The sequence below is a fragment of the Paramicrobacterium salitolerans genome (assembly GCF_051513965.1).
Classification (GTDB): Bacteria; Actinomycetota; Actinomycetes; order Actinomycetales; family Microbacteriaceae; genus Paramicrobacterium.
Window position 1 is genome coordinate 1,366,107 of record NZ_CP195847.1, and the last position, 19,622, is coordinate 1,385,728.

At 65.2% G+C, this 19,622-nt stretch carries 17 protein-coding genes; all 17 read right to left on the reverse strand.

The genetic code is table 11. The annotated features are described in order from the left end of the window. Positions 1-24 precede the first annotated feature (24 nt). Entirely contained in the window at positions 25-1,482 is a 1,458-nt protein-coding gene (locus ACSAGD_RS06515) for a glutamate synthase subunit beta (RefSeq protein WP_437584903.1), read from the reverse strand. Continuing rightward, entirely contained in the window at positions 1,475-6,052 is a 4,578-nt protein-coding gene (gene gltB, locus ACSAGD_RS06520) for a glutamate synthase large subunit (protein ID WP_437584904.1), read from the reverse strand. Before gltB ends, ACSAGD_RS06515 begins: the two co-directional genes overlap by 8 nt. Positions 6,053-6,164: 112 nt before the next feature. Further along, entirely contained in the window at positions 6,165-7,127 is a 963-nt protein-coding gene (lgt, locus tag ACSAGD_RS06525) for a prolipoprotein diacylglyceryl transferase (RefSeq protein WP_437584905.1), read from the reverse strand. A gap of 11 nt (positions 7,128-7,138) precedes the next feature. Continuing rightward, a complete protein-coding gene (trpA, locus tag ACSAGD_RS06530; protein WP_437585128.1) occupies positions 7,139-7,936 on the reverse strand; it encodes a tryptophan synthase subunit alpha in 798 nt (265 codons plus the stop codon). After that, entirely contained in the window at positions 7,930-9,141 is a 1,212-nt protein-coding gene (trpB, locus tag ACSAGD_RS06535) for a tryptophan synthase subunit beta (protein WP_437584906.1), read from the reverse strand. The genes trpA and trpB overlap by 7 nt, the downstream gene beginning before the upstream one ends. A gap of 3 nt (positions 9,142-9,144) precedes the next feature. Then, positions 9,145-9,924, reverse strand: a complete 780-nt coding sequence (trpC, locus tag ACSAGD_RS06540) for an indole-3-glycerol phosphate synthase TrpC (RefSeq protein WP_437584907.1) — start codon at positions 9,922-9,924, stop codon at positions 9,145-9,147. A gap of 4 nt (positions 9,925-9,928) precedes the next feature. Then, complete coding sequence (locus ACSAGD_RS06545) at positions 9,929-10,159, reverse strand: HGxxPAAW family protein (protein ID WP_437584908.1); 231 nt, start codon at positions 10,157-10,159, stop codon at positions 9,929-9,931. A gap of 41 nt (positions 10,160-10,200) precedes the next feature. Further along, positions 10,201-10,788, reverse strand: coding sequence for a Trp biosynthesis-associated membrane protein (locus tag ACSAGD_RS06550; protein ID WP_437584909.1), 588 nt, complete (start codon positions 10,786-10,788; stop codon positions 10,201-10,203). After that, on the reverse strand, positions 10,785-12,308 hold the full coding sequence (locus ACSAGD_RS06555; protein WP_437585129.1) for an anthranilate synthase component I: 1,524 nt from the start codon (positions 12,306-12,308) through the stop codon (positions 10,785-10,787). Before ACSAGD_RS06555 ends, ACSAGD_RS06550 begins: the two co-directional genes overlap by 4 nt. 8 nt (positions 12,309-12,316) lie before the next feature. After that, on the reverse strand, positions 12,317-12,676 hold the full coding sequence (gene hisI / locus ACSAGD_RS06560; protein ID WP_437584910.1) for a phosphoribosyl-AMP cyclohydrolase: 360 nt from the start codon (positions 12,674-12,676) through the stop codon (positions 12,317-12,319). Next, positions 12,673-13,434 carry an imidazole glycerol phosphate synthase subunit HisF gene (gene hisF, locus ACSAGD_RS06565; protein WP_437584911.1) on the reverse strand — a complete coding sequence of 254 codons (762 nt, stop codon included), beginning with the start codon at positions 13,432-13,434 and terminating at the stop codon, positions 12,673-12,675. The genes hisI and hisF overlap by 4 nt, the downstream gene beginning before the upstream one ends. A 13-nt stretch (positions 13,435-13,447) precedes the next feature. After that, complete coding sequence (hisG, locus tag ACSAGD_RS06570; RefSeq protein ID WP_437584912.1) at positions 13,448-14,287, reverse strand: ATP phosphoribosyltransferase; 840 nt, start codon at positions 14,285-14,287, stop codon at positions 13,448-13,450. Positions 14,288-14,345: 58 nt separating this feature from the next. Beyond that, complete coding sequence (locus ACSAGD_RS06575) at positions 14,346-14,609, reverse strand: phosphoribosyl-ATP diphosphatase (protein ID WP_437584913.1); 264 nt, start codon at positions 14,607-14,609, stop codon at positions 14,346-14,348. A 37-nt stretch (positions 14,610-14,646) separates the two neighbouring features. Further along, on the reverse strand, positions 14,647-15,309 hold the full coding sequence (gene rpe, locus ACSAGD_RS06580) for a ribulose-phosphate 3-epimerase (RefSeq protein WP_437584914.1): 663 nt from the start codon (positions 15,307-15,309) through the stop codon (positions 14,647-14,649). A 9-nt stretch (positions 15,310-15,318) separates the two neighbouring features. Next, on the reverse strand, positions 15,319-16,767 hold the full coding sequence (locus ACSAGD_RS06585; protein ID WP_437584915.1) for an RsmB/NOP family class I SAM-dependent RNA methyltransferase: 1,449 nt from the start codon (positions 16,765-16,767) through the stop codon (positions 15,319-15,321). After that, positions 16,764-17,684, reverse strand: a complete 921-nt coding sequence (fmt, locus tag ACSAGD_RS06590) for a methionyl-tRNA formyltransferase (protein ID WP_437584916.1) — start codon at positions 17,682-17,684, stop codon at positions 16,764-16,766. The genes ACSAGD_RS06585 and fmt overlap by 4 nt, the downstream gene beginning before the upstream one ends. Further along, complete coding sequence (locus ACSAGD_RS06595; RefSeq protein WP_437584917.1) at positions 17,681-19,621, reverse strand: primosomal protein N'; 1,941 nt, start codon at positions 19,619-19,621, stop codon at positions 17,681-17,683. Before ACSAGD_RS06595 ends, fmt begins: the two co-directional genes overlap by 4 nt. Position 19,622: the final 1 nt, after the last annotated feature.

A 19,622-nucleotide genomic window follows, 5' to 3' on the forward strand; every position in this document is an offset into this window, starting at 1 on the left:
GCCGCTCCCACCGAGGGTTCGGCCTCAGAGCGAGATCGCGCGGTCGGTCGGTTTGACCGGCCAGGGCAATTCGCTCTCCCCTTCAAGATACCGGTCTACGGCCGAGGCTGCAGAACGACCTTCGGCGATCGCCCACACGATGAGCGACTGTCCGCGACCGGCATCTCCCGCGACGAAGAGTCCAGGCAGCTTTGTCTGATAGCTGTCGTCGCGCGCGAGCGTCGATCTCGACGTGATATCGAGGCCGAGCTGCGCCGCTTCCGTAGCCGTTTCGGGACCGGTGAACCCGAGCGCGAGCAGAACGAGGTCAGCAGGAATCTCACGCTCGGTTCCCGCCTTCGGAACCCGCTGCCCATCGAGATACTCGGTTTCGGCGATGCGAAGCGCCCGGACGTTTCCCGCGTCGTCAGCGAGGAACTCCACGGTCGACACGAGGAACTCTCGCTCGCCGCCCTCTTCGTGCGACGTCTGGATTTCGAAGACGGTCGGCGTCATGGGCCACGGCTGGTGCCCGGGGCGATCCGTCGACGGCATCCGGCCGATCGCGAGATTGGTCACCGACGCCGCGCCCTGGCGGTGCGCCGTGCCGATGCAGTCGGACCCGGTGTCGCCCCCGCCGAGAACGATCACATGCTTGCCCTCTGCGGAGATGCGGTTCTCGACGTCGTCTCCGGCGACGCTTCGATTCGCGCCGACCAGATATTCCATGGCGAAATGGATGCCGTCCAGCTGCCGTCCGGGAATGGGCAGGTCTCTCGGGACGGGAGTTCCTGTCGCCACGATCACTGCGTCGAAGCGCGCACGAAGGTCTTCCCAGCTGATATCCGCTCCGACGTTCACCCCCGCACGGAATCGGGTGCCTTCTTCGCGCATCTGCTTCAGCCGCTTCTCGAGCACCGACTTCTCGAGTTTGAAGTCGGGGATGCCGTAGCGCAGAAGCCCGCCGATTCGGTCGTCGCGCTCGTACACGGCGACGGTGTGGCCCGCGCGGGTGAGTTGCTGTGCCGCAGCGAGCCCGGCGGGGCCCGACCCGACGACGGCCACGGTCTTGCCGGTGAGACGTTCGGGCGGCATCGCGTCGACCCAGCCGTTGTCGAAAGCCTGGTCGGCGACCGATTGCTCGATGCGCTTGATGGTCACCGCTGGCTGGCTGATGCCGAGGACGCACGCGCTCTCGCACGGGGCGGGGCACAGCCGTCCCGTCAGTTCGGGGAAGTTGTTCGTCGCGTGAAGGCGCTCAGATGCGGCTCGGCCGTCGTCGCGCCAGGTCAGATCGTTCCATTCCGGAATGAGATTGCCGAGCGGGCAGCCCTGGTGGCAGAACGGCACGCCGCAGTCCATGCAGCGTCCGGCTTGGCGATGCAGTTGGTCGTGGTCCTGACGCTCGTACACCTCTTTCCAGTCCATGATTCGAACGGGAACCGGACGGCGCGGCGGAAGCTCCCGCTCGGGCGTGGTCAGGAATCCGCGTGGATCAGCCATGAGTTACCTCCCTGATGCGCTGCCACACGTCGTCCCCATCGGGGTCGAGGCCGTCGGCGACGGCGCGCTGTCGTGTTTCAAGCACAGCCGCATAATCGCGTGGCTGCACTTTGGTGAAGCGGCTGACGGCAGCTTCGATATCGTCGAGCAGACGCTGACCGAGGGTGGATGCTGTCTCAGCCACGTGCTGCGCGATGAGATCGGTCACGATCTCACGATCGCCCGAGCCGAGCGGCAGCAGCTCCAGCTCCCCGGAGACCTGCGCCTCGGCGTTGATGCGGGAGCGATCGAGATCGAGGACATAGGCGATCCCACCGGACATGCCGGCGCCGAGGTTCCGGCCCGTCCCGCCGAGGATGAGCGCGAGACCCCCTGTCATGTATTCGAGCGCATGGTCTCCGACGCCCTCGACGACCGCTGTCGCTCCGGAGTTTCGGACGAGGAACCTCTCCCCCACGATTCCGGAGATGAACATGCTTCCCGACGTCGCGCCGTACCCGATGACGTTGCCAGCGATGACGTTCTCCTCCGCGGCCAGCACAGCCATGGCATCCGGTCTGACGATGATGCGGCCGCCGGAGAGTCCCTTGCCCACGTAGTCGTTGGCGTCCCCGTGAAGCCGGAGCGTGAGGCCTCGAGGGATGAACGCGCCGAGCGACTGGCCCGCCGAACCCGTCAGCGTGATCGAGATGGTGTTCTCCGGCAGGCCCTGCTCTCCGAACCTCCGGGTCACCTCGTGACCGAGCATCGTTCCGACGGCGCGAGCGGTGTTCGATACCGACGACACGATCGTCACACTCTCTCCGTGCGTGAGTGCTGGAGCGCTCTGCGCGATGAGATCGACATCGAAGTGCGTACCGAGCTCGTGCTCTTGGTTGCGTGTGTGCCTGCGGTGTGTGGTGGCGGATGCCGCGGAAGCGGTGAGAATCGGCGAGAGGTCGAGTCCCTCGGCCTTCCAATGGGAGAGAGCGCGACTCGAATCGATGAGGTCGACTCGGCCGACCGCCTCGTCGAGGCTGCGGAAACCGAGCTGAGCGAGGAGCTCTCGGACCTGCTGGGCGATGAACTCGAAGAAGGTCACAACGAACTCAGGCCTGCCTGTGAACCGCGAACGAAGCAGCGGATTCTGGGTGGCGACGCCGACCGGGCAGGTGTCGAGGTGGCAGACGCGCATCATGATGCATCCCGAGACGACGAGCGGCGCGGTCGCGAACCCGAATTCCTCTGCGCCGAGCAGCGCGGCGATGACGACATCACGCCCCGTCTTCAGCTGCCCGTCCACCTGGACGACGACACGGTCGCGCAGCTCGTTCATCACCAGCGTCTGCTGTGTTTCGGCGAGCCCCAACTCCCACGGCGTGCCGGCATGCTTGAGCGAGTTCAGCGGGCTCGCACCGGTTCCGCCGTCGTGACCGGAGACGAGCAGCACATCGCTCAGCGCCTTGGCCACGCCGGCCGCGACGGCTCCGATTCCGGACTCGCTGACGAGTTTTGTATGGATGCGTGCTGACGGGTTCGCGCGTTTGAGATCGAAGATCAGCTGCTTGAGGTCTTCGATGGAGTAGATGTCGTGGTGTGGCGGGGGCGAGATGAGCCCAACGCCGGCTGTTGCATGGCGTGTACGCGCGACCCAGGGATAGACCTTTCCCGGCGGAAGCTGGCCGCCCTCCCCCGGCTTTGCGCCCTGAGCAAGCTTGATCTGCAGATCGTCTGCGTGCGTGAGATACATGCTCGTCACGCCGAAGCGTCCGGAGGCGACCTGTTTGATCGCGCTTCGCCGCTCGGGGTCGAGCAGGCGATCAGCATCCTCACCGCCTTCACCCGTGTTGGACTTCCCACCGAGACGATTCATCGCGATCGCGAGTGTCTCGTGGGCCTCGCGCGAGATCGAGCCATAGCTCATCGCGCCCGTGGAGAAGCGCTTCACGATCTCCGACACGGGCTCCACCTCATCGATCGGAATGGGCTGACACTCCGTTGTCCGGAGCGTGAAGAGTCCTCGAAGTGTCATCAGCCGCTCAGACTGGTCATCCACGAGATCTGTGTAGCTGCGGAAGATGTCGTACTGCCTGGTGCGGGTCGCATGCTGCAGACGGAACACGGTGTCGGGATTGAAGAGATGCGGTGCGCCGTCGCGACGCCACTGGTACTCTCCTCCGTTCTCAAGTCGCTCATGCCCGCGCGTGGGCGGGTTGGCGGGAAACGCGGATGCATGACGTGCGAGGTTCTCCGCCTGGATGACGTCGAGACCGACGCCCCCGAGCCGGGAGACGGTTCCGGTGAAGTACGTGTCGACGAACTCCTGACTGAGCCCCACCGCCTCGAAAGTCTGGGCCCCGGAGTACGAGGAAACGGTGGAGATGCCCATCTTCGACATGATCTTGAGTACGCCGTTGCCGAGGGCTGAGATGACGTTCGCCACGGCTTTGTCCGCGGTGACGCCGGCGATCTCGCCTCGACGCACGAGGTCTTCGCAGGTCTCCATGGCCAGGTACGGGTTGACGGCAGAGGCGCCATAGCCGATGAGCGTCGCCACGTGGTGCACCTCGCGCACGTCGCCCGCTTCGACGATGAGGCCGACGCGCATCCTGTTCTCCATGCGAATCAGATGATGGTGAACGGATGCCAGCGCGAGAAGCGACGGGATGGGAGCGAGGTCCTTCGTAGAATCTCGATCGCTGAGCACGATGAAGTGTGCGCCCCGCGCAATCGCTGCGTCGACCTCGTCGTTGATCGCCCGCAGACGGTCTCTGAGAGCATCCTGCCCCTCGTCGAACCGGTAGAGCGCACGGATCGTCGCCGCAGAGTGTTCTTCTCGGCTGCCGTCGATGTGCTGGATCTTGGCCAGCTGATCATTGTCGATCACAGGGAAGTCGAGGACGATCTGTCGGACGTGCTCTGGCCCCGCATCGAGCAGGTTCGGCTCCGGGCCGAGGGACAGGGTCAGCGACGTCACGACCTTCTCGCGGATGGAATCAAGCGGCGGGTTCGTCACTTGAGCGAATCGCTGCACGAAATAGTCGAACAGCAGGCGCGGGCGATCCGCAAGCACGGCGACGGGAGTGTCCGTTCCCATGGCGCCGAGGGGTTCTGAGCCGGTCTCGCCCATCGGTTTGAGGATGCGTGTGACCTCCTCTTCGGTGTAGCCGAACGTGCGCTGTCTTCGCGTCACTGAGGCGCGCGTGTGAATCACATGCTCCCGTTCAGGGAGGTCCTGCAGCAGGATGCGCTCGGCGGTGAGCCAGTCTCCCCACGGACGCAGAGCGGCGAGAGAGCCCTTCACCTCTGCGTCGTCGAGGAGACGGCCCTCGTCGAGATCGAGGAGGAACATCCGGCCGGGCTGAAGACGCCCGCGTTGGACGACGCGTTCGGGTGAGATGTCGAGAACGCCGATCTCGCTTCCGAGAACGACCAGTCCGTCATCGGTGATGAGCCACCGCCCGGGTCGAAGTCCATTGCGATCAAGCGTTGCTCCAACGAGTGAGCCGTCGGTGAACGTCATCGCGGCTGGGCCATCCCAGGGCTCCATCTGCATCGAGTGGAACTCGTAGAAGTCTCTGAGCTCTCTGGAGAGGTCAGGGTTCTTCTCCCACGCCTCGGGCACCATCATGAGCATGGCGTGCGGGAGTGAGCGGCCCGACAGAGTGAGGAGCTCCAAGACTTCGTCGAATGACGCGGAGTCGCTCCCGCCCGGCGTGACGATCGGTAGCAGCGGGGCGAGGTCGCCTATGAGATCGGAGCGGAGCTGTGACTGGCGCGCGCGCATCCAGTTCCGGTTGCCCTGCACGGTGTTGATCTCACCGTTGTGGGCGAGCATGCGCAGCGGCTGTGCGAGCGGCCACGATGGAAACGTGTTCGTCGAGTAGCGAGAGTGAACGATGGCGACGCGCGTCGCGAAGCGGTGATCTGACAGATCAGGGTAGAACGGCTCGAGCTGCAGCGTCGTGACCATACCCTTGTAAACGATTGTTCGGCTGGAGAGAGAAACAAAATAGGCCCCGAGTTCGCGCTCAGCGCGCTTTCGGAGCCTGTAGGCAGAACGGTCGAGGTCGATGCCTCGACGCAGAGTGTCGCCCGGCGCACCCGTTCGAGAAGCGACGTACAGCTGCTCGATCGTCGGCATCGACGTGCGTGCGAGACGGCCCAGCACCTCCGGCCGCGTTGGCACCGGGCGCCAACCGAGAACGAGCATTCCCTCGCTGCGTGCGATCGTCTCGATCGCACGCTTCTGGGCCGCGCGCTCGTCGTCGTCGGCGGGTAGGAAGGCGTTGCCGACGGCATACTCGCCGTGTGCGGGGAGATCGAATGAGACGACATCGCGGAGCAGGGCGTCAGGAATCTCAGAGAGGATGCCTGCACCGTCGCCCGTTCCGGCATCGGAGCCCACAGCACCACGGTGCTCGAGGTTACGGAGCGCGTCGAGAGCGCACGTGATGATGCTGTGCAATGGAACGCCGCGAAGCGTTGCGACCATTGCGAGGCCGCAGGCGTCCTTCTCGAACTGCGGATCGTAGAGTCCCGCGGCTTCAGGAAGGAGACTGAAATGTGAATAGGGAGATGGAGCACTCATGCCAGACGCTGCCCTCTGTCGAAGTGAGGACGGGGCAATGCTGGCCCGTCCGGGTGATGATCGCCTTTCGGCGTCTCACAACCCAGACGAGGATGAGCGCTGGGCTATGGGATCACGAACCCTGTGCGCTTGTGGCGGGTTCGTCCCGGCGCTCTGCTCCTTCAGCATCCTCGCTGAGATCGACGTAGATCGAATCCGGGGAATCAGAATTTAACTCCCCGTCTGTTTCGGTTGTGTTACGTCCGGGTCGGTAGGGGCTGGGTTCCAGGCCGGGGTGTCGAGACTTCTGCACGAAGAAGATCACGATACCGAGGATCACCGCGATCAGAGCCGCCCACACGTTGGTGCGGAGCCCGAGGAAGACCTCGCTCGGGTCAATGCGAATGGATTCCCACACGACGCGGCCAGCGCCGTACCAGATGAGATACAGAGCGAACTGACGCCCCCACTGCAGAGTCAGCTTGTGGCCGAGCCAGACGATGACAGCTGCTCCGAGAAGATTCCAGATGACTTCGTAGAGGAACGTGGGGTGGAAGAGCGTCCCCGCGGGCAGACCGACCGGGTAAGCCGGATTCGACGACTCGATCTCGAGTCCCCACGGCAGATCGGTCGGAATTCCGTACAGCTCGTGGTTGAACCAGTTGCCGAAGCGACCGAACGCCTGGGCGACGAGCAGACCAGGAGCGAGAGCATCGGCGAAGGTCGAGAACCGCAGGCCGATGACGCGGCATCCGATCCACGCGCCGATTCCGCCTCCGATCAGTGCACCGAAGATGGCGATTCCGCCCTCCCAGATGTAGAGCGTTCGCAGCAGATCCGCGCCCGGGTAGAAGTAATCGTCCCAGTGCGTGAGAACGTGGAAGATTCGCGCACCGACGATGCCGAACGGCACAGCCCACAGTAGAAGATCGATGACGATACCGGGCTCGGCACCGCGCTGTGTGAGGCGCCTGTTCGTGATCACTGCTGCCGCGATGATCCCGATGAGGATGCAGAGCGCGTAGAAGTGAATCGTGAAGGGCCCGAGCTGGAAAGAGCTGATGTCAGGGCTCGGAATGCTGAGCGGAAGGGTCACCGGTGTGCCTTTCAGATCGTTTGCGTGCGCGAGGTTCCCGTGGCGAGGTCAGCGGCGAGGGCACCGACGGACTCGACACCGCCGTTCCCCAGCGCAGCGACGAGAGCGGATCCGACGATCGCTCCGTCCGCGTACTCAAGGACCTCTCTGACCTGCTCGGCAGTGGAGATGCCGAGACCGACGCAGGCGTTGTCGACGCCAGCGTCGCGAAGTCGGGAGACGAGTGTGCGAGCAGCCGTGTCGATATCCGCTCGCGCTCCCGTGATGCCCATCGTCGACACCGCGTAGACGAAGCCCCTGCTGGACTCGACCGCCTGTGCGATCCGTGCGTCACTGGACGACGGTGCGGCGAGGAAGACTCGATCGAGGCCTGTTCTCTCCGAGGCGGCGATCCACGCTGCACCCTCGTCAGGAATCAGATCGGGCGTGATGAGGCCGGCCCCGCCCGCAGCGACGAGATCGTCTGCGAAGCGCTCGACGCCGTACTGCACGACGGGGTTCCAATACGTCATCAGCAGAACGTCGGCATCACAGCTCTCCGTGATGCGGCGAACAGCCTCGAATGCGTGTCCGAGGCGGAAGCCGTTCGCGAGAGCCTGCTGCGTGGCAGCCTGAATGACGGGGCCGTCCATGACGGGATCCGAGTACGGAACGCCAAGCTCGATGACATCCACGCCGTTTCGCGCGATCGCGATGGCTGCATCGATGCTCTGGTCGAACGTCGGGAAGCCGATCGGCAGGTAGCCGATGAGCGAACCGCTGCCCGCCTCTCTGCGCGCGCTGATCCTCTGCGACACACTCGTCACGATTGCTCTGCTCCCTCGTCGATCAGATCGAAGTATCTTCCGGCGGTCTCCATGTCTTTGTCTCCGCGACCGGAAAGACTGACCAGGACCGTCGCGTCAGAGCCGAGCTCTCGGCCCAGCTCGATAGCACCGGCGAGAGCGTGCGATGACTCGATCGCGGGGATGATGCCCTCCGTGCGGCTGAGAAGACGGAGAGCCTCCATCGCCGCTGCGTCTGTGACCGGACGGTACTGTGCACGGCCGATGCTGGAGAGCCATGAATGCTCAGGGCCGACGCCGGGATAGTCGAGACCCGCTGAGATCGAATGGGACTCGATCGTCTGCCCGTCGTCGTCTTGCAGCAGGAAGCTGCGGGCGCCGTGCAGCATCCCGGGGCGTCCTTTGGTGATCGTGGCCGCGTGCCGCTGCGTCTCGACTCCCTCGCCCGCTGCCTCGAATCCATACAGACCGACGTTCTCATCGTCGAGGAAGGCATGGAAGATCCCCATGGCATTGGATCCTCCGCCGACGCACGCCGCCACAGCGTCAGGGAGCGCCCCCGTGAGCTCCAGAACCTGCTCTCGGGCTTCCTCTCCGATGACCTTCTGCAGATCCCGGACCATAGCGGGGAACGGATGCGGCCCAGCGACGGTTCCGAAGATGTAGTTGGTCGTCGCCACGTTGGTCACCCAGTCGCGCATCGCTTCGTTGATGGCGTCTTTCAGCGTGCGGGATCCGGTCTTCACAGCGACAACCTCTGCGCCGAGGAGGCGCATTCTCGCGACGTTGAGCGCCTGTCGCTCGGTATCGACCTCGCCCATGTAGATGACGCAGTCGAGACCGAACAGGGCGGCCGCGGTCGCTGTTGCGACACCGTGCTGGCCTGCACCGGTCTCAGCGATCACGCGCGTCTTGCCGACCCGCTTTGTCAGAAGGGCTTGGCCGAGCACGTTGTTGATCTTGTGGGATCCGGTGTGATTGAGATCTTCGCGCTTCAGAATGATCCGCGCTCCCCCGGCGTGCTCAGCGAACCGCGGAACCTCGGTGATCACCGACGGCCGACCGACGTAGTCGCGAAGCAGCGCGTCAAGCTCGCGGTGGAACTCAGGGTCGTTCCGCGCCTCATCCCACGCCACGGTGAGCTCATCGAGAGTCGCGATGAGCGATTCGGGGACGTACCGACCGCCGAAATCGCCGAAATATGGGCCGGTGTTGTCACGAAGAGACATGAATCAGACCGCCAAGAAGTCGTGAAGCGTCGAGATGGGATCGTTGGTGACGAGGGCCTCACCTACGAGTACGACGTCTGCGGACGCCGCACGGTAGTGGGCAACGTCATCTGCGGTGGAGACCGCAGACTCGGCAACTCTGATGACGCCCTCGGGGTAAAGCGGAGCGAGTCTGCCGAACAGGTTTCGGTCGAGCTCGAAGGTCTTGAGGTTACGCGCGTTGACGCCGACCAGTCGCGCCCCGATGTCAAAGGAGCGCTTTAACTCGTCTTCGGTGTGGGCCTCGACGAGAGTCGTCATTCCGAGGTCCGTCGCCAGCTGGTATAGCTCGGTGAGCGTCTTCTGATCCAGCGCAGCGACGATCAGAAGGATGATGTCTGCACCCGCGGCACGAGCCTCGAACAGCTGATACGGCGTCGAGATGAAGTCCTTGCGGAGCACCGGAACGGATACGGTGTCGCGCACCGAGGTGAGATCGTCGAGCGAGCCTTTGAACCGTCGGCCTTCGGTGAGCACGCTGATCGCACTCGCACCACCCTGCTCATAGAGGGCAGCGTGGCGAGAAGGATCGGGAATCTCAGCAAGGTCGCCGCGGGAGGGGCTCGCCCGCTTGACCTCCGCAATGATCTTCACCCGCGCACTCGGCGCGAGAGCCGCCATCGCATCTCGCGCGGGCAAAGCGGCGGCAGCTGCCGCCTCAGCCTGCGAGAGAGAGATCAGTTCCTGTCGAGCTCGCGCGTCTTCCCGAGCACCGGCGGTGAGCTCGTCCAGAAGATCCGTCACGTCGTCAGTGGCCCTTCGGCTGGTAACGCGGACCGTTGACTCCGAAGCCTGCCTTCTTGAGGATCCAGCCGACGATCAGGCCGACCACGAGCACGCCGGCAGCGGCGACCACTCCGTACGGCTGGCCGAGGAAGAGCATGACAGTGCCGAGCGCGAACGCGATCAGCATGATGATCACGGCAGTCCACGCGGCCGGCGAGTGGCCATGTCCGGGGTCACTGATATCTGGGTTCACCTGAACTCCTTCTCTGACGGAAACGTCTTCAAGTCTAGCTGTTAGCTGGTGGGGTCTTCGCCTCGGCTGAGCTCGTCCCAGCTGTCGACGGCATCATGGGCCTGGTCCTGTCGGGATTGCACCGGCGAGTCGAACTTGCGACCCGACGTCGGCCACGAGGTGCCTGTGATGATGACCATGAGTCCGAGGAGAGCCAGGATCACTCCTAGGGCGACGGCGACGCCAGGCCAGATCGTCGCAGTGGCGCTGGCGATCAAGGCGTTCGTGCCCTCCGCTCCCGCGACTCCGGTCACCTCTGTGACGGTCTTCGCGCTCGCGCCAGCGGGGTCAGCGAGTGCGAGGATGCCGGAGAGAACGACGCTCGCACCGATGAGGATCTCCAGGACTCCGAAGATCACTCGCAGGATGCGTCCGGCGATACCGAGAGCCCCGCCGAGGGCGAGCCCCGCAAGTCCGAGAGCGGCCACCGCCGGCCCGGCGGACTCTCCGGGAACGTCGATGGTTGAACCGGCGTGCGTTCCCTGCGTGAGTGCGATTGCGAACCAGGGCTGAGTCCAGGTCAGTAGCGCTCCACCGCTCGCGGCGAGAGTCAGGACGATCGCGAGCATCTTCAGGCGTTTGCCGTTCATTCCGCTCCGATCTTCGTCATCGCGTTCGCAATCGCGACGGCGCGGAGAGGCGCTGCCGCCTTGTTGCAGGACTCCTGGTACTCGGACTCGGGCACAGAGTCCGCGACGACACCTCCGCCCGCCTGTACGAGGGCTGTCCCGCCGATGAGCGTCGCGGTGCGAATCGCGATCGCGAGGTCTGCGTCTCCGGAGAAGTCGATGTATCCGACGACTCCTCCATACACGCCGCGCTGCGCCGGCTCGAGCTCGTCGATGATCTGGAGCGCGCGCGGCTTCGGAGCGCCGGAGAGAGTTCCCGCGGGGAACGTCGCCCGGAACAGACTGATGGGAGTCTGGCCCGGAGCGAGGTCGCCCTCCACGCTCGAAACCAGGTGCATGATATGGCTGAACCGCTCCACACGCATGAACTCGGTGACCTCGACGCTGCCGGGCTGGCACACCTTAGCCAGGTCATTCCTCGCGAGATCCACGAGCATGAGATGCTCCGCGCGTTCCTTCGCATCTGAGCGCAGAATCGACTCAAGCTCGACGTCTTCGTCCGGTGTCGTGCCGCGCGGCTGAGAACCAGCGATCGGGTGGGTTACGACATGTCCCCGCTGAGATTTGACGAGAGCTTCCGGCGAAGAGCCGACGATGGAATAGGGAGTCCCATCCGGGGCTTCGAGGCTGAGCAGGTACATGTATGGACTCGGGTTGAGCGCACGGAGCACACGATAGACGTCGACAGCGGCGGCATCCGTCTCGAGTTCGAACCTCTGAGAGATGACGACCTGGAAGATATCGCCCTCCCGGATGTACTCGCGGCTGCGATCCACGGCCGCGAGGAAGTCCGGCTTCCGGGTTCTGCTCGTGGCCTCGGGAACGATCTCGAAGTCGAGGTCGGCGAGGTGTGCCTCGGTCGGCACGGAGAGGCCGCCCTGCATCGCGTTCAGACGCGTTTGGGCATCCTGCCAGAGCTCATTCGAATCGCCGACGTCGGTCAGGACGTTCGCGATCAGAAGGACGGCGCCCCGTCGATGGTTGAGGACGACGAGGTCAGAGACGAAGCACAGCGCCTGCCCGGGAACTGGATGGTCCGCGGGCGGAGCGTCCGGCAGATTCTCGATCTGGCGGATCGCCTCCCACCCGATGAAGCCGACCAGTCCCCCGGTGAGCGGAGGCTCGTCACTGGTGTGCGGAGTCGCCCAGCGTCGCGTGAGCTCCTCGATCGCGTCGAGCGGGCTCCCGGCGAAGATATCGTCGCCCAGTGCTCGACTGGCATCGAGGCCGTAGTCGAGCCAGACCGGGTGATCGTCCTTCTGGGTGAGTACGCCGTATGAAGAGACGCCGACGAAGGAATATCGCGACCAGATGCCGCCCTCAGCGGACTCCAGCAGAAAGCTGCCCGGTCTGCCATCGGCGAGTTTGCGATAGATGCCGACAGGCGTCTCACCGTCGGCGAAGATCTCACGGACGACGGGAACGACGCGCATCGTCTGGCGCATCTGATCGAAGCGTTCGCGGCGCGTTGTGAACGGCATCCCCGTCATCAGGCCTGTCCCTCCTCCACGGCGGGATCGAGCTGGTCCGCGTCGAAGCAGGTCCGTGTGCCGGTGTGGCAGGCCGCCCCGATCTGCTCCACCTGGACGAGAATCGTGTCAGCATCGCAGTCGAGTGCGGCGCCGCGCACGTACTGCACATGGCCGGAGGTGTCGCCCTTGCGCCAGTATTCGTTCCGCGAGCGAGACCAGAAGGTCACCCGCCCGGACGTGAGCGTGCGCCGCATCGCTTCGGCATCCATGTACCCGAGCATCAGAACCTCTCGGGTGTCCCACTGCTGGATGATCGCTGGCAGAAGACCGTCTTCGCCGAAGCGGGCGCGCGCGATGACCGTGTCGACGTCGCTCATCGGGTCTCGACTCCGGCGGAGCGAAGCGCCGTCTTGACATCGCCGATCGTCATCTGACCGGAGTGGAACACGCTCGCCGCGAGAACCGCATCCGCGCCCGCCTCGACGGCAGGTGGAAAGTGCTCCGGTGCTCCCGCGCCGCCCGAGGCGATCACCGGCACCGCGCAGTTCTCCCGCATGAGAGCAATGAGCTCGAGGTCGAAGCCGTTCTTCGTTCCGTCAGCGTCAATTGAGTTGACCAGCAGCTCTCCCGCGCCGCGTTCGACGGCTTCGCGGGCCCACGCCACGGCATCGAGATCCGTGGCCTTGCGTCCGCCGTGTGTCGTGACGATGAAACCGGAGGGAGCGCTGCTCGAACGCGTGATGTCAAGTGAGAGTACGAGAACCTGTGCGCCGAAACGATCCGCGATCTCACCGATCAGCTCGGGGCGGGCGATGGCGGCACTGTTGACGCCGACCTTGTCCGCGCCGTGGGCCTGCAGCTTCGATACATCGTCGACCGAGCGGACGCCTCCGCCCACCGTCAGCGGGATGAAGACCTTCTCCGCGGTGGCGCGCACGACGTCGTACATCGTGTCGCGGCCCTCGACGGTGGCAGAGACGTCGAGGAATGTGAGCTCGTCCGCGCCGCCGACGTAATAACTCTCCGCAAGCTCGACCGGGTCGCCCTGATCGCGCAGATTCTTGAAATTGACGCCCTTGACGACGCGACCGTCGGAGACATCGAGGCAGGGGATGACACGCACTGCAACAGACATATCCGCTCCTCCCCTACAACCGTGCGGCGTGGATTGCGCTGACCAGGATCGCCCTCGCGCCGAGACCGTAGAGGGCATCCATGATCTGATTCATATCGCGCTTCGGCACCATGACACGCACAGCGACCCATTCCGGATCCTTGAGCGGTGAGACCGTCGGCGACTCGATTCCGTGCGCCACCGACGTGGCCTTCTCCAGAAGGGAGATCGGGAGGTCATAGTCCATCAGCACGTAGCGACGAGCGACGAGCACCCCCTGAAGACGCCGGAGCAGCACGTCGGTTCCCGGCTTCTGCTCCGGTGCGGCGATCACGACCGCCGTCGACTCCAGAATGACCGGTCCGAAGATCTCAAGACCGGCGTTTCGCAGTGTCGTTCCCGTGGAGACCACGTCGGCGACGGCATCCGCAACACCGAGATCGACCGCGGACTCGACAGCGCCATCGAGCTTGACGAGTTCGACGGAGACTCCGTTGCGCTTCAGAAACTCGCCGACGAGCCCGGTGTAGCTGGTCGCAACCCGAAGCCCCTCGAGGTCGTGGAGATCGGAGAATCGGCCCGCGGGGCCGGCGAAACGGAAGGTGGAGTCGGCGAAGTCGAGCGGAGCGACCTCTGTCGCCGGAGAACCGGAGTCGAGGAGGAGATCACGCCCGGTGATGCCGACGTCGAGCGCGCCTGAGCCGACGTATGTGGCGATGTCTCGCGGCCTCAGGTAGAAGAATTCGACGTCGTTTCGAACGTCGATGAGGTGAAGCGCTTTCGGATCGGTTCGGGTGAGGTAGCCGGCCTCTCCCAGCATGTCTGCGGCCGTCTCGGCCAGCGAGCCCTTGTTGGGCACTGCGATACGCAACATTCGTTCGTGCTCTCGTTCTAGGGGACGGTGATGATGGATGCCGTGGAGCGGCGACGCATCACAGATGTCGGTAGACGTCCTCGAGCGTGAGGCCCTTCGCGATCATCATGACCTGCACGTGGTAGAGAAGCTGCGACATTTCCTCCGCCGCAGCGTCGGTGGTCTCGTGCTCAGACGCCATCCAGACCTCGGCGGCCTCTTCGACGATCTTCTTGCCGATGGCATGGACGCCGGCATCCAGCTCCGCAACCGTTCGCGACCCCTCGGGTCGTGTTTCGGCCTTGTTGCTCAGCTCAGCGAACAGCTCATCGAAAGTCTTCACCTGACCAGCCTACCGGTTCGGGACTGAGCGCTGACACTCAGTGTGCGTGCGCTGCGGCGCGCTCCCGCAGCAGCGCGATCTGCTCGGCGGGCTCACCCGCTTTGAACACGCTCGAGCCGGCCACGAAGGTGTCCGCTCCGTTCTCCGCAGCTATCCCGATGGTGTCGAGCGTGACGCCCCCGTCGACCTGAAGCCAGAGGTCCAGCCCCGATGCATCTGCTGCCTGCCGGACACGCGCGAGCTTGGGCATGGTCTCATGCATGAAGCTCTGACCGCCGAAGCCTGGCTCCACCGTCATGACGAGCACCTGATCGAACTCCGGCAGCAGGTCGAGGTACGGCTCGGCATCGGTTCCGGGCTTCAGTGCGATTCCGGCACGCGCTCCGATCTCGCGAAGCCGACGGGCGAGTGCGACGGGCTCTGCGGCCGCCTCTGCATGGAACGTGACCGAGAACGCGCCGGTCTCCGCGTAGGAGGGCGCCCAGCGATCGGCATCCTCGATCATCAGGTGCACGTCGAGTGGAATCGGCGATACGTCCTGGATGCGCTGCACCATCTGCCGCCCGAACGTGAGGTTCGGTACGAAGTGATTGTCCATGACGTCGACGTGAACCAGATCTGCGTCAGCGATGCGGTTCAGCTCGCTCTCGAGGTTGACGAAGTCAGCGGCGAGGATGCTGGGATTGATGCGCGATGCCATGGCTCGATCCTACCGACGAGTGCCGTCAGCGACGCGAAGCAGCATGATGTACATGGCGTCGGTTCCGTGTCGATGCGGCCACAGCTGCACGTGCCGGAACGCACCGGCACCGGCATCCTGCTCGTCACCGAGATCGATGGGACCGGCGATGTCACGGAGCACGGCCGGCGTATCGACGGACTCAAGGACATCGGAGTGCACCCGCAGAGCCTTCGAGACGATGGCACGGGTCTCCCCCAGATGCGGAGAGCACGTCACATACGCGATGAGAGCGCCAGGGGCCGCAGCCTGAATCGCGGAGTCGAGGAGCTCAGCTTGGAGCGCAGAGAGATCGGCGACATCCTTCGGCGATTTGCGCCAGCGTGCTTCGGGGCGACGACGCAGCGCACCGAGACCCGTGCACGGCGCATCGACGAGAATGCGATCGAAAGAGCCAGGATGCTCGACGCCGATGCGCCGTCCATCGCCCGTCCACACGATGGCCTCCGTCCCGAACGGATGCAGCGCTCGTCTCACGAGATCCGCCCGTGCAGGCGCGACTTCGTTGGAGGTCAGGACCGCTCCCGACCTCCGTGCCTCCGCAGCGAGAAGAGCACTCTTCCCGCCGGGGCCAGCACACATGTCGAGCCACTGCTCTCCGGGCGTCACCTCGCGGGCGCGACTCAGCGCAAGCGCTGCGAGCTGAGAGCCTTCGTCCTGCACCCGCAGAGCGCCTTTGGCATCTCCGATGGCGGCATCGGGATCGCCCCCGCCCAGTTGGAAGCCGACCGGAGAATATCGGTTCTTCGTCGCGGCGTCCGGAATTGTGGCCATACCCGGCAACGCCACCATGTTGACGCGCGGCGCGTCGTTGTCGGCCTGGAGCAGGGCTGTGAGCTCGTCTCCGCGGCCCTCCGCCTCGAGGGCTCGTCGGAAGGCTCGCACGATCCACGCGGGGTGCGCATGCTCGATGGCGAGGAGCTCCGTCTCATCGGTCACTCCGTCAGAGAGCCGCGCGATCCACACTGTGCTGTCGTCAGCGGAGATGCGTCTCAGCACGCCGTTGACGAAACCGGCGGCGGACTGGCTCGCGAATCGCCGTGCGAGAGCCACGGACTCGCTCACTGCGGCGTGCGGAGCGACCCGCATGCCGAGGAGCTGATGAGCCCCGAGCCGCAACGCAGCGAGGGCCGGAGGATCGATCTGCGATGTGGCGCGGTGCGAGGCTGATTCGATCACACGATCGTAGAAGCCTTGCCGCCGAAGGGTGCCATAGCAGAGCTCCGTCGCGAGGCGTGCGTCCTCTGAGCGGAGCTCCGCTCGTGCGATCGTGTGAGGAAGCAGAATGTTTGCGTACGCCTCGTCTGCGGCAACGGCGAGGAGCACGTCGAAGGCGGTCAGACGACTTGGCTGCACGACGTTCGAGCCGCGACTCTGCTTTCGCCGTCGTGGGGCGGGACGCCGCTCTGAGCTGTTCATCGTGCCGACACGTCCTTCCCCTGAACTCCGCGCCACCAGTCGGCCCCCGCCATCGCAGGCTTTCCTGCCGGCTGCACGCGCAGCAGAGCGAGTGAGCCCTCCGACGCGCCGAGAAGAAGCGTCTTGCCGTGCAGCGCGAACCGACCGGGAGCGGGATGCGGCGCATCTCCGGGAGACAGACGCGCCTCACGGATCTTGAAGCGCTGCTCCCCCATCAGCACGTACGCACCTGGCTCAGGGGTGACGCCACGGAAGCGCGCGTAGAGAGTCTCAGCCGGCTGCGAGAGGTCGAGGTGGCCGTCATCGATGCTGAGTTTGTGCGCGTAGCTCGCCTCACCGCTCTGCGGAGACGGAGCCAGCGACCCGTCAGCGAGGCCTCTGACGGAATCGACAAGCAGCTGCGCTCCTGTGCTCGCGAGGCCAGCGAGAAGCTCTCCCGCGGTGGCATCCTGCCCCGTGGGAACCGTCTTCTGCAACCAGACGTCGCCCTCGTCGAGCCCGGGAGTCAGCTGGAACACGGCGAGTCCGATCGTGTCTTCGCCGGCGATGAGAGCCCGTTGCACCGGAGCGGCGCCTCGCCAGCTCGGCAGTGAGGAGAAGTGCAGGTTGACCCATCCGTGCGAGGGAACGGAGAGCAGCGGTTCACGGACCAGACCTCCATACGCGACGATCACTCCGAGATCCGGTGCATACTTCGTGATGCGTTCGGTGACGGCATCGTCGAGCCGGTTCGCCTTGACGACGGGGAGCCCCAGTTCGACCGCACGCGCTGCGACAGGCGACGGTGTGAGAATGCGCTTGCGGCCGAGCGGCGCATCGTCCCGCGTGATGACGCAGCAGATCTCGTGTCCGCTCGCGTGGAGCGCGTCGAGGGAGGCCACGGCCACGGAAGGGGTTCCGGCAAAGACGATTCTCACGTCACTATCTCCGTTTCGTCGAAGCGTATGCGAAGTCTCGGCGGCGGGCGATAGCCGCCCTTCGCTGCGGGAGCGCGGCGACGCTGTGCGACGACGCGCAGCAGCTCCGCGCGAAGCGTGCGAGCGACCTCGGGACCCTTCGAATAGCTGAACCGCACAATCGACCGTACACCGCCGTCTTCGAGCTCGCTCGGCCCGAGCACGTCGAGATACGACGAGGGGTCAAGCGCTGACACGGTCGCATCGACCGCGGCGAGATCGCCGCTCACGGATACCGTCCTCACCGCGGGCGGAAACCTCAGCTCGCGTCGGTCGGCGAGCTCCTCCGCGGCAAAGGAGGCCGGAGTCCATGACGCGAACGCGTTCCCCAGACGTCCGCCGACGCCGACAAGCACAACCGGCGCTGCGCGCGCAGCCATCGATGCGGCGCTCGACCACCACCTCAGGCAGTCCATCGCGATCGTCAGGGCTTCGCGCGCGAGCATCCTGTCTCCGTCCAAGAGCAGAACCGCGTGGTACCCGCCGTCTGGAACAGGCTCTGCTCCGCGTGTTGCGATGACGAGCGACGGCTTCGACGAGACCCGCTCGATCGGACGCTCTCCGTCAGATACCACGACCGGAACGCCGGGGAAAGCGCGGCCGAGTTCTTCGGTGGTGCGTCCGGTCCCGCGAGTCACGAGCCTGAGGTTGGTGTCGCCGCATTCGTCGCAGCTCCAGTTTGCGGCGACGGCTCCGCAGAGGCCGCACTGGGGCGGAGAATCTCGGCGGGGGATGCCGAGCGCGCCACCGCACCGGCGGCATCGGGCGCCTGTCCGGCACCGGCGGCACGCGACGACCGGTGCATAGCCGGGGCGCGCCACCTGAACCAGCACGGGGCCATTCTCGAGTGCCAGTCGGGCGGTCTTCCACGCGGCCGAGGGAATCCTCGCCGCGCCGCCGTCCGCGTCGGGATCGGTCAGAATCACCTTCGGACGCGGCTGTCGATCGGGATCGCGCGCGTCAAACCAGCCGATCTCGACGAGTCGCTGGCACTCCACGCTGCGCGTGTGCCCCATGAACAGGAGCGCGCATCCGGACTGCTGCTGACGGATGAGCGCGGCATCGCGCGTGTGCACGTATGGGGCGAGTGGTTCGGCGTGCAGCTCATCGGCGTCGTCCCACACCACGATCGCATCGAGGTCGGGGGCGGGGGCATAGACGGCTGAACGATTTCCCACGATCACCCGAGGGCCGGGCCTCAGACACTCGAGAAATGCGCGATACCGTTGCGCCGCTGACTGTCGTGCATCGAGCCGGGACACGAGGGCATCAGGAATGTGCTCTGAGACGGCGGCGAGCACCTGATTCTGGTCACGGTAGTCGGGAACCGTGATGATGATCTTGCGCCCACGCGAGAGTACGACCGTCGCCAGCTGAGCCGCCGTTCTCGCCCATGCCGCGACAGTCGTGCCGTCAGCGGTCTCGTCGAGGTGCGGGATCGAGCTGACTGCGCTTCGAGTCCCCGGATCGACGAGACTCGGTGCCCCGGAGTAGCCAGCGACGGCGACGGCCTCGACCGTCGCCGTCGGCGCCTCGGACTCGAGCCACGCCTTCTCCACTCGAACATGCCGCTTCGGCACGGCGAGACGCACGACGTCACTCGCGTTTCCGGCGGCGCGGTCCGCGACGCTTCGGGCAAGCTGCCAGACCTCCTGGGTCAGCACAGGGATGCTCGAGACGAGTGAGTCGATGGGGCTTAGCTGTCCCTCGAAGTCGCTCTCCTCAGCGAGCTCGACGACGAATCCGTCGGCGATGCGCCCTCCGGAGCGAAGGGGAACCCGCACTCGGCACCCGACATCGACCTGCTCCGCCATGTCGTCGGGGACGGCGTAGTCGAAGAGTCGATCGAGTGCCGGGACGGATGAGTCGATCATCACCCGGGCGACGCGGGCGGACACA

Coding starts and splice junctions, on each gene's coding strand:
- hisG (WP_437584912.1), bottom strand. CDS start 14,287: ATGTTGCGTATCGCAGTGCCCAACAAGGGCTCGCTGGCCGAGACGGCC.
- ACSAGD_RS06550 (WP_437584909.1), bottom strand. CDS start 10,788: ATGAACGGCAAACGCCTGAAGATGCTCGCGATCGTCCTGACTCTCGCC.
- ACSAGD_RS06555 (WP_437585129.1), bottom strand. CDS start 12,308: ATGCCGTTCACAACGCGCCGCGAACGCTTCGATCAGATGCGCCAGACG.
- gltB (WP_437584904.1), bottom strand. CDS start 6,052: ATGAGTGCTCCATCTCCCTATTCACATTTCAGTCTCCTTCCTGAAGCC.
- rpe (WP_437584914.1), bottom strand. CDS start 15,309: ATGGCATCGCGCATCAATCCCAGCATCCTCGCCGCTGACTTCGTCAAC.
- hisI (WP_437584910.1), bottom strand. CDS start 12,676: ATGAGCGACGTCGACACGGTCATCGCGCGCGCCCGCTTCGGCGAAGAC.
- trpB (WP_437584906.1), bottom strand. CDS start 9,141: ATGTCTCTTCGTGACAACACCGGCCCATATTTCGGCGATTTCGGCGGT.
- ACSAGD_RS06585 (WP_437584915.1), bottom strand. CDS start 16,767: ATGAACAGCTCAGAGCGGCGTCCCGCCCCACGACGGCGAAAGCAGAGT.
- ACSAGD_RS06515 (WP_437584903.1), bottom strand. CDS start 1,482: ATGGCTGATCCACGCGGATTCCTGACCACGCCCGAGCGGGAGCTTCCG.
- hisF (WP_437584911.1), bottom strand. CDS start 13,434: ATGTCTGTTGCAGTGCGTGTCATCCCCTGCCTCGATGTCTCCGACGGT.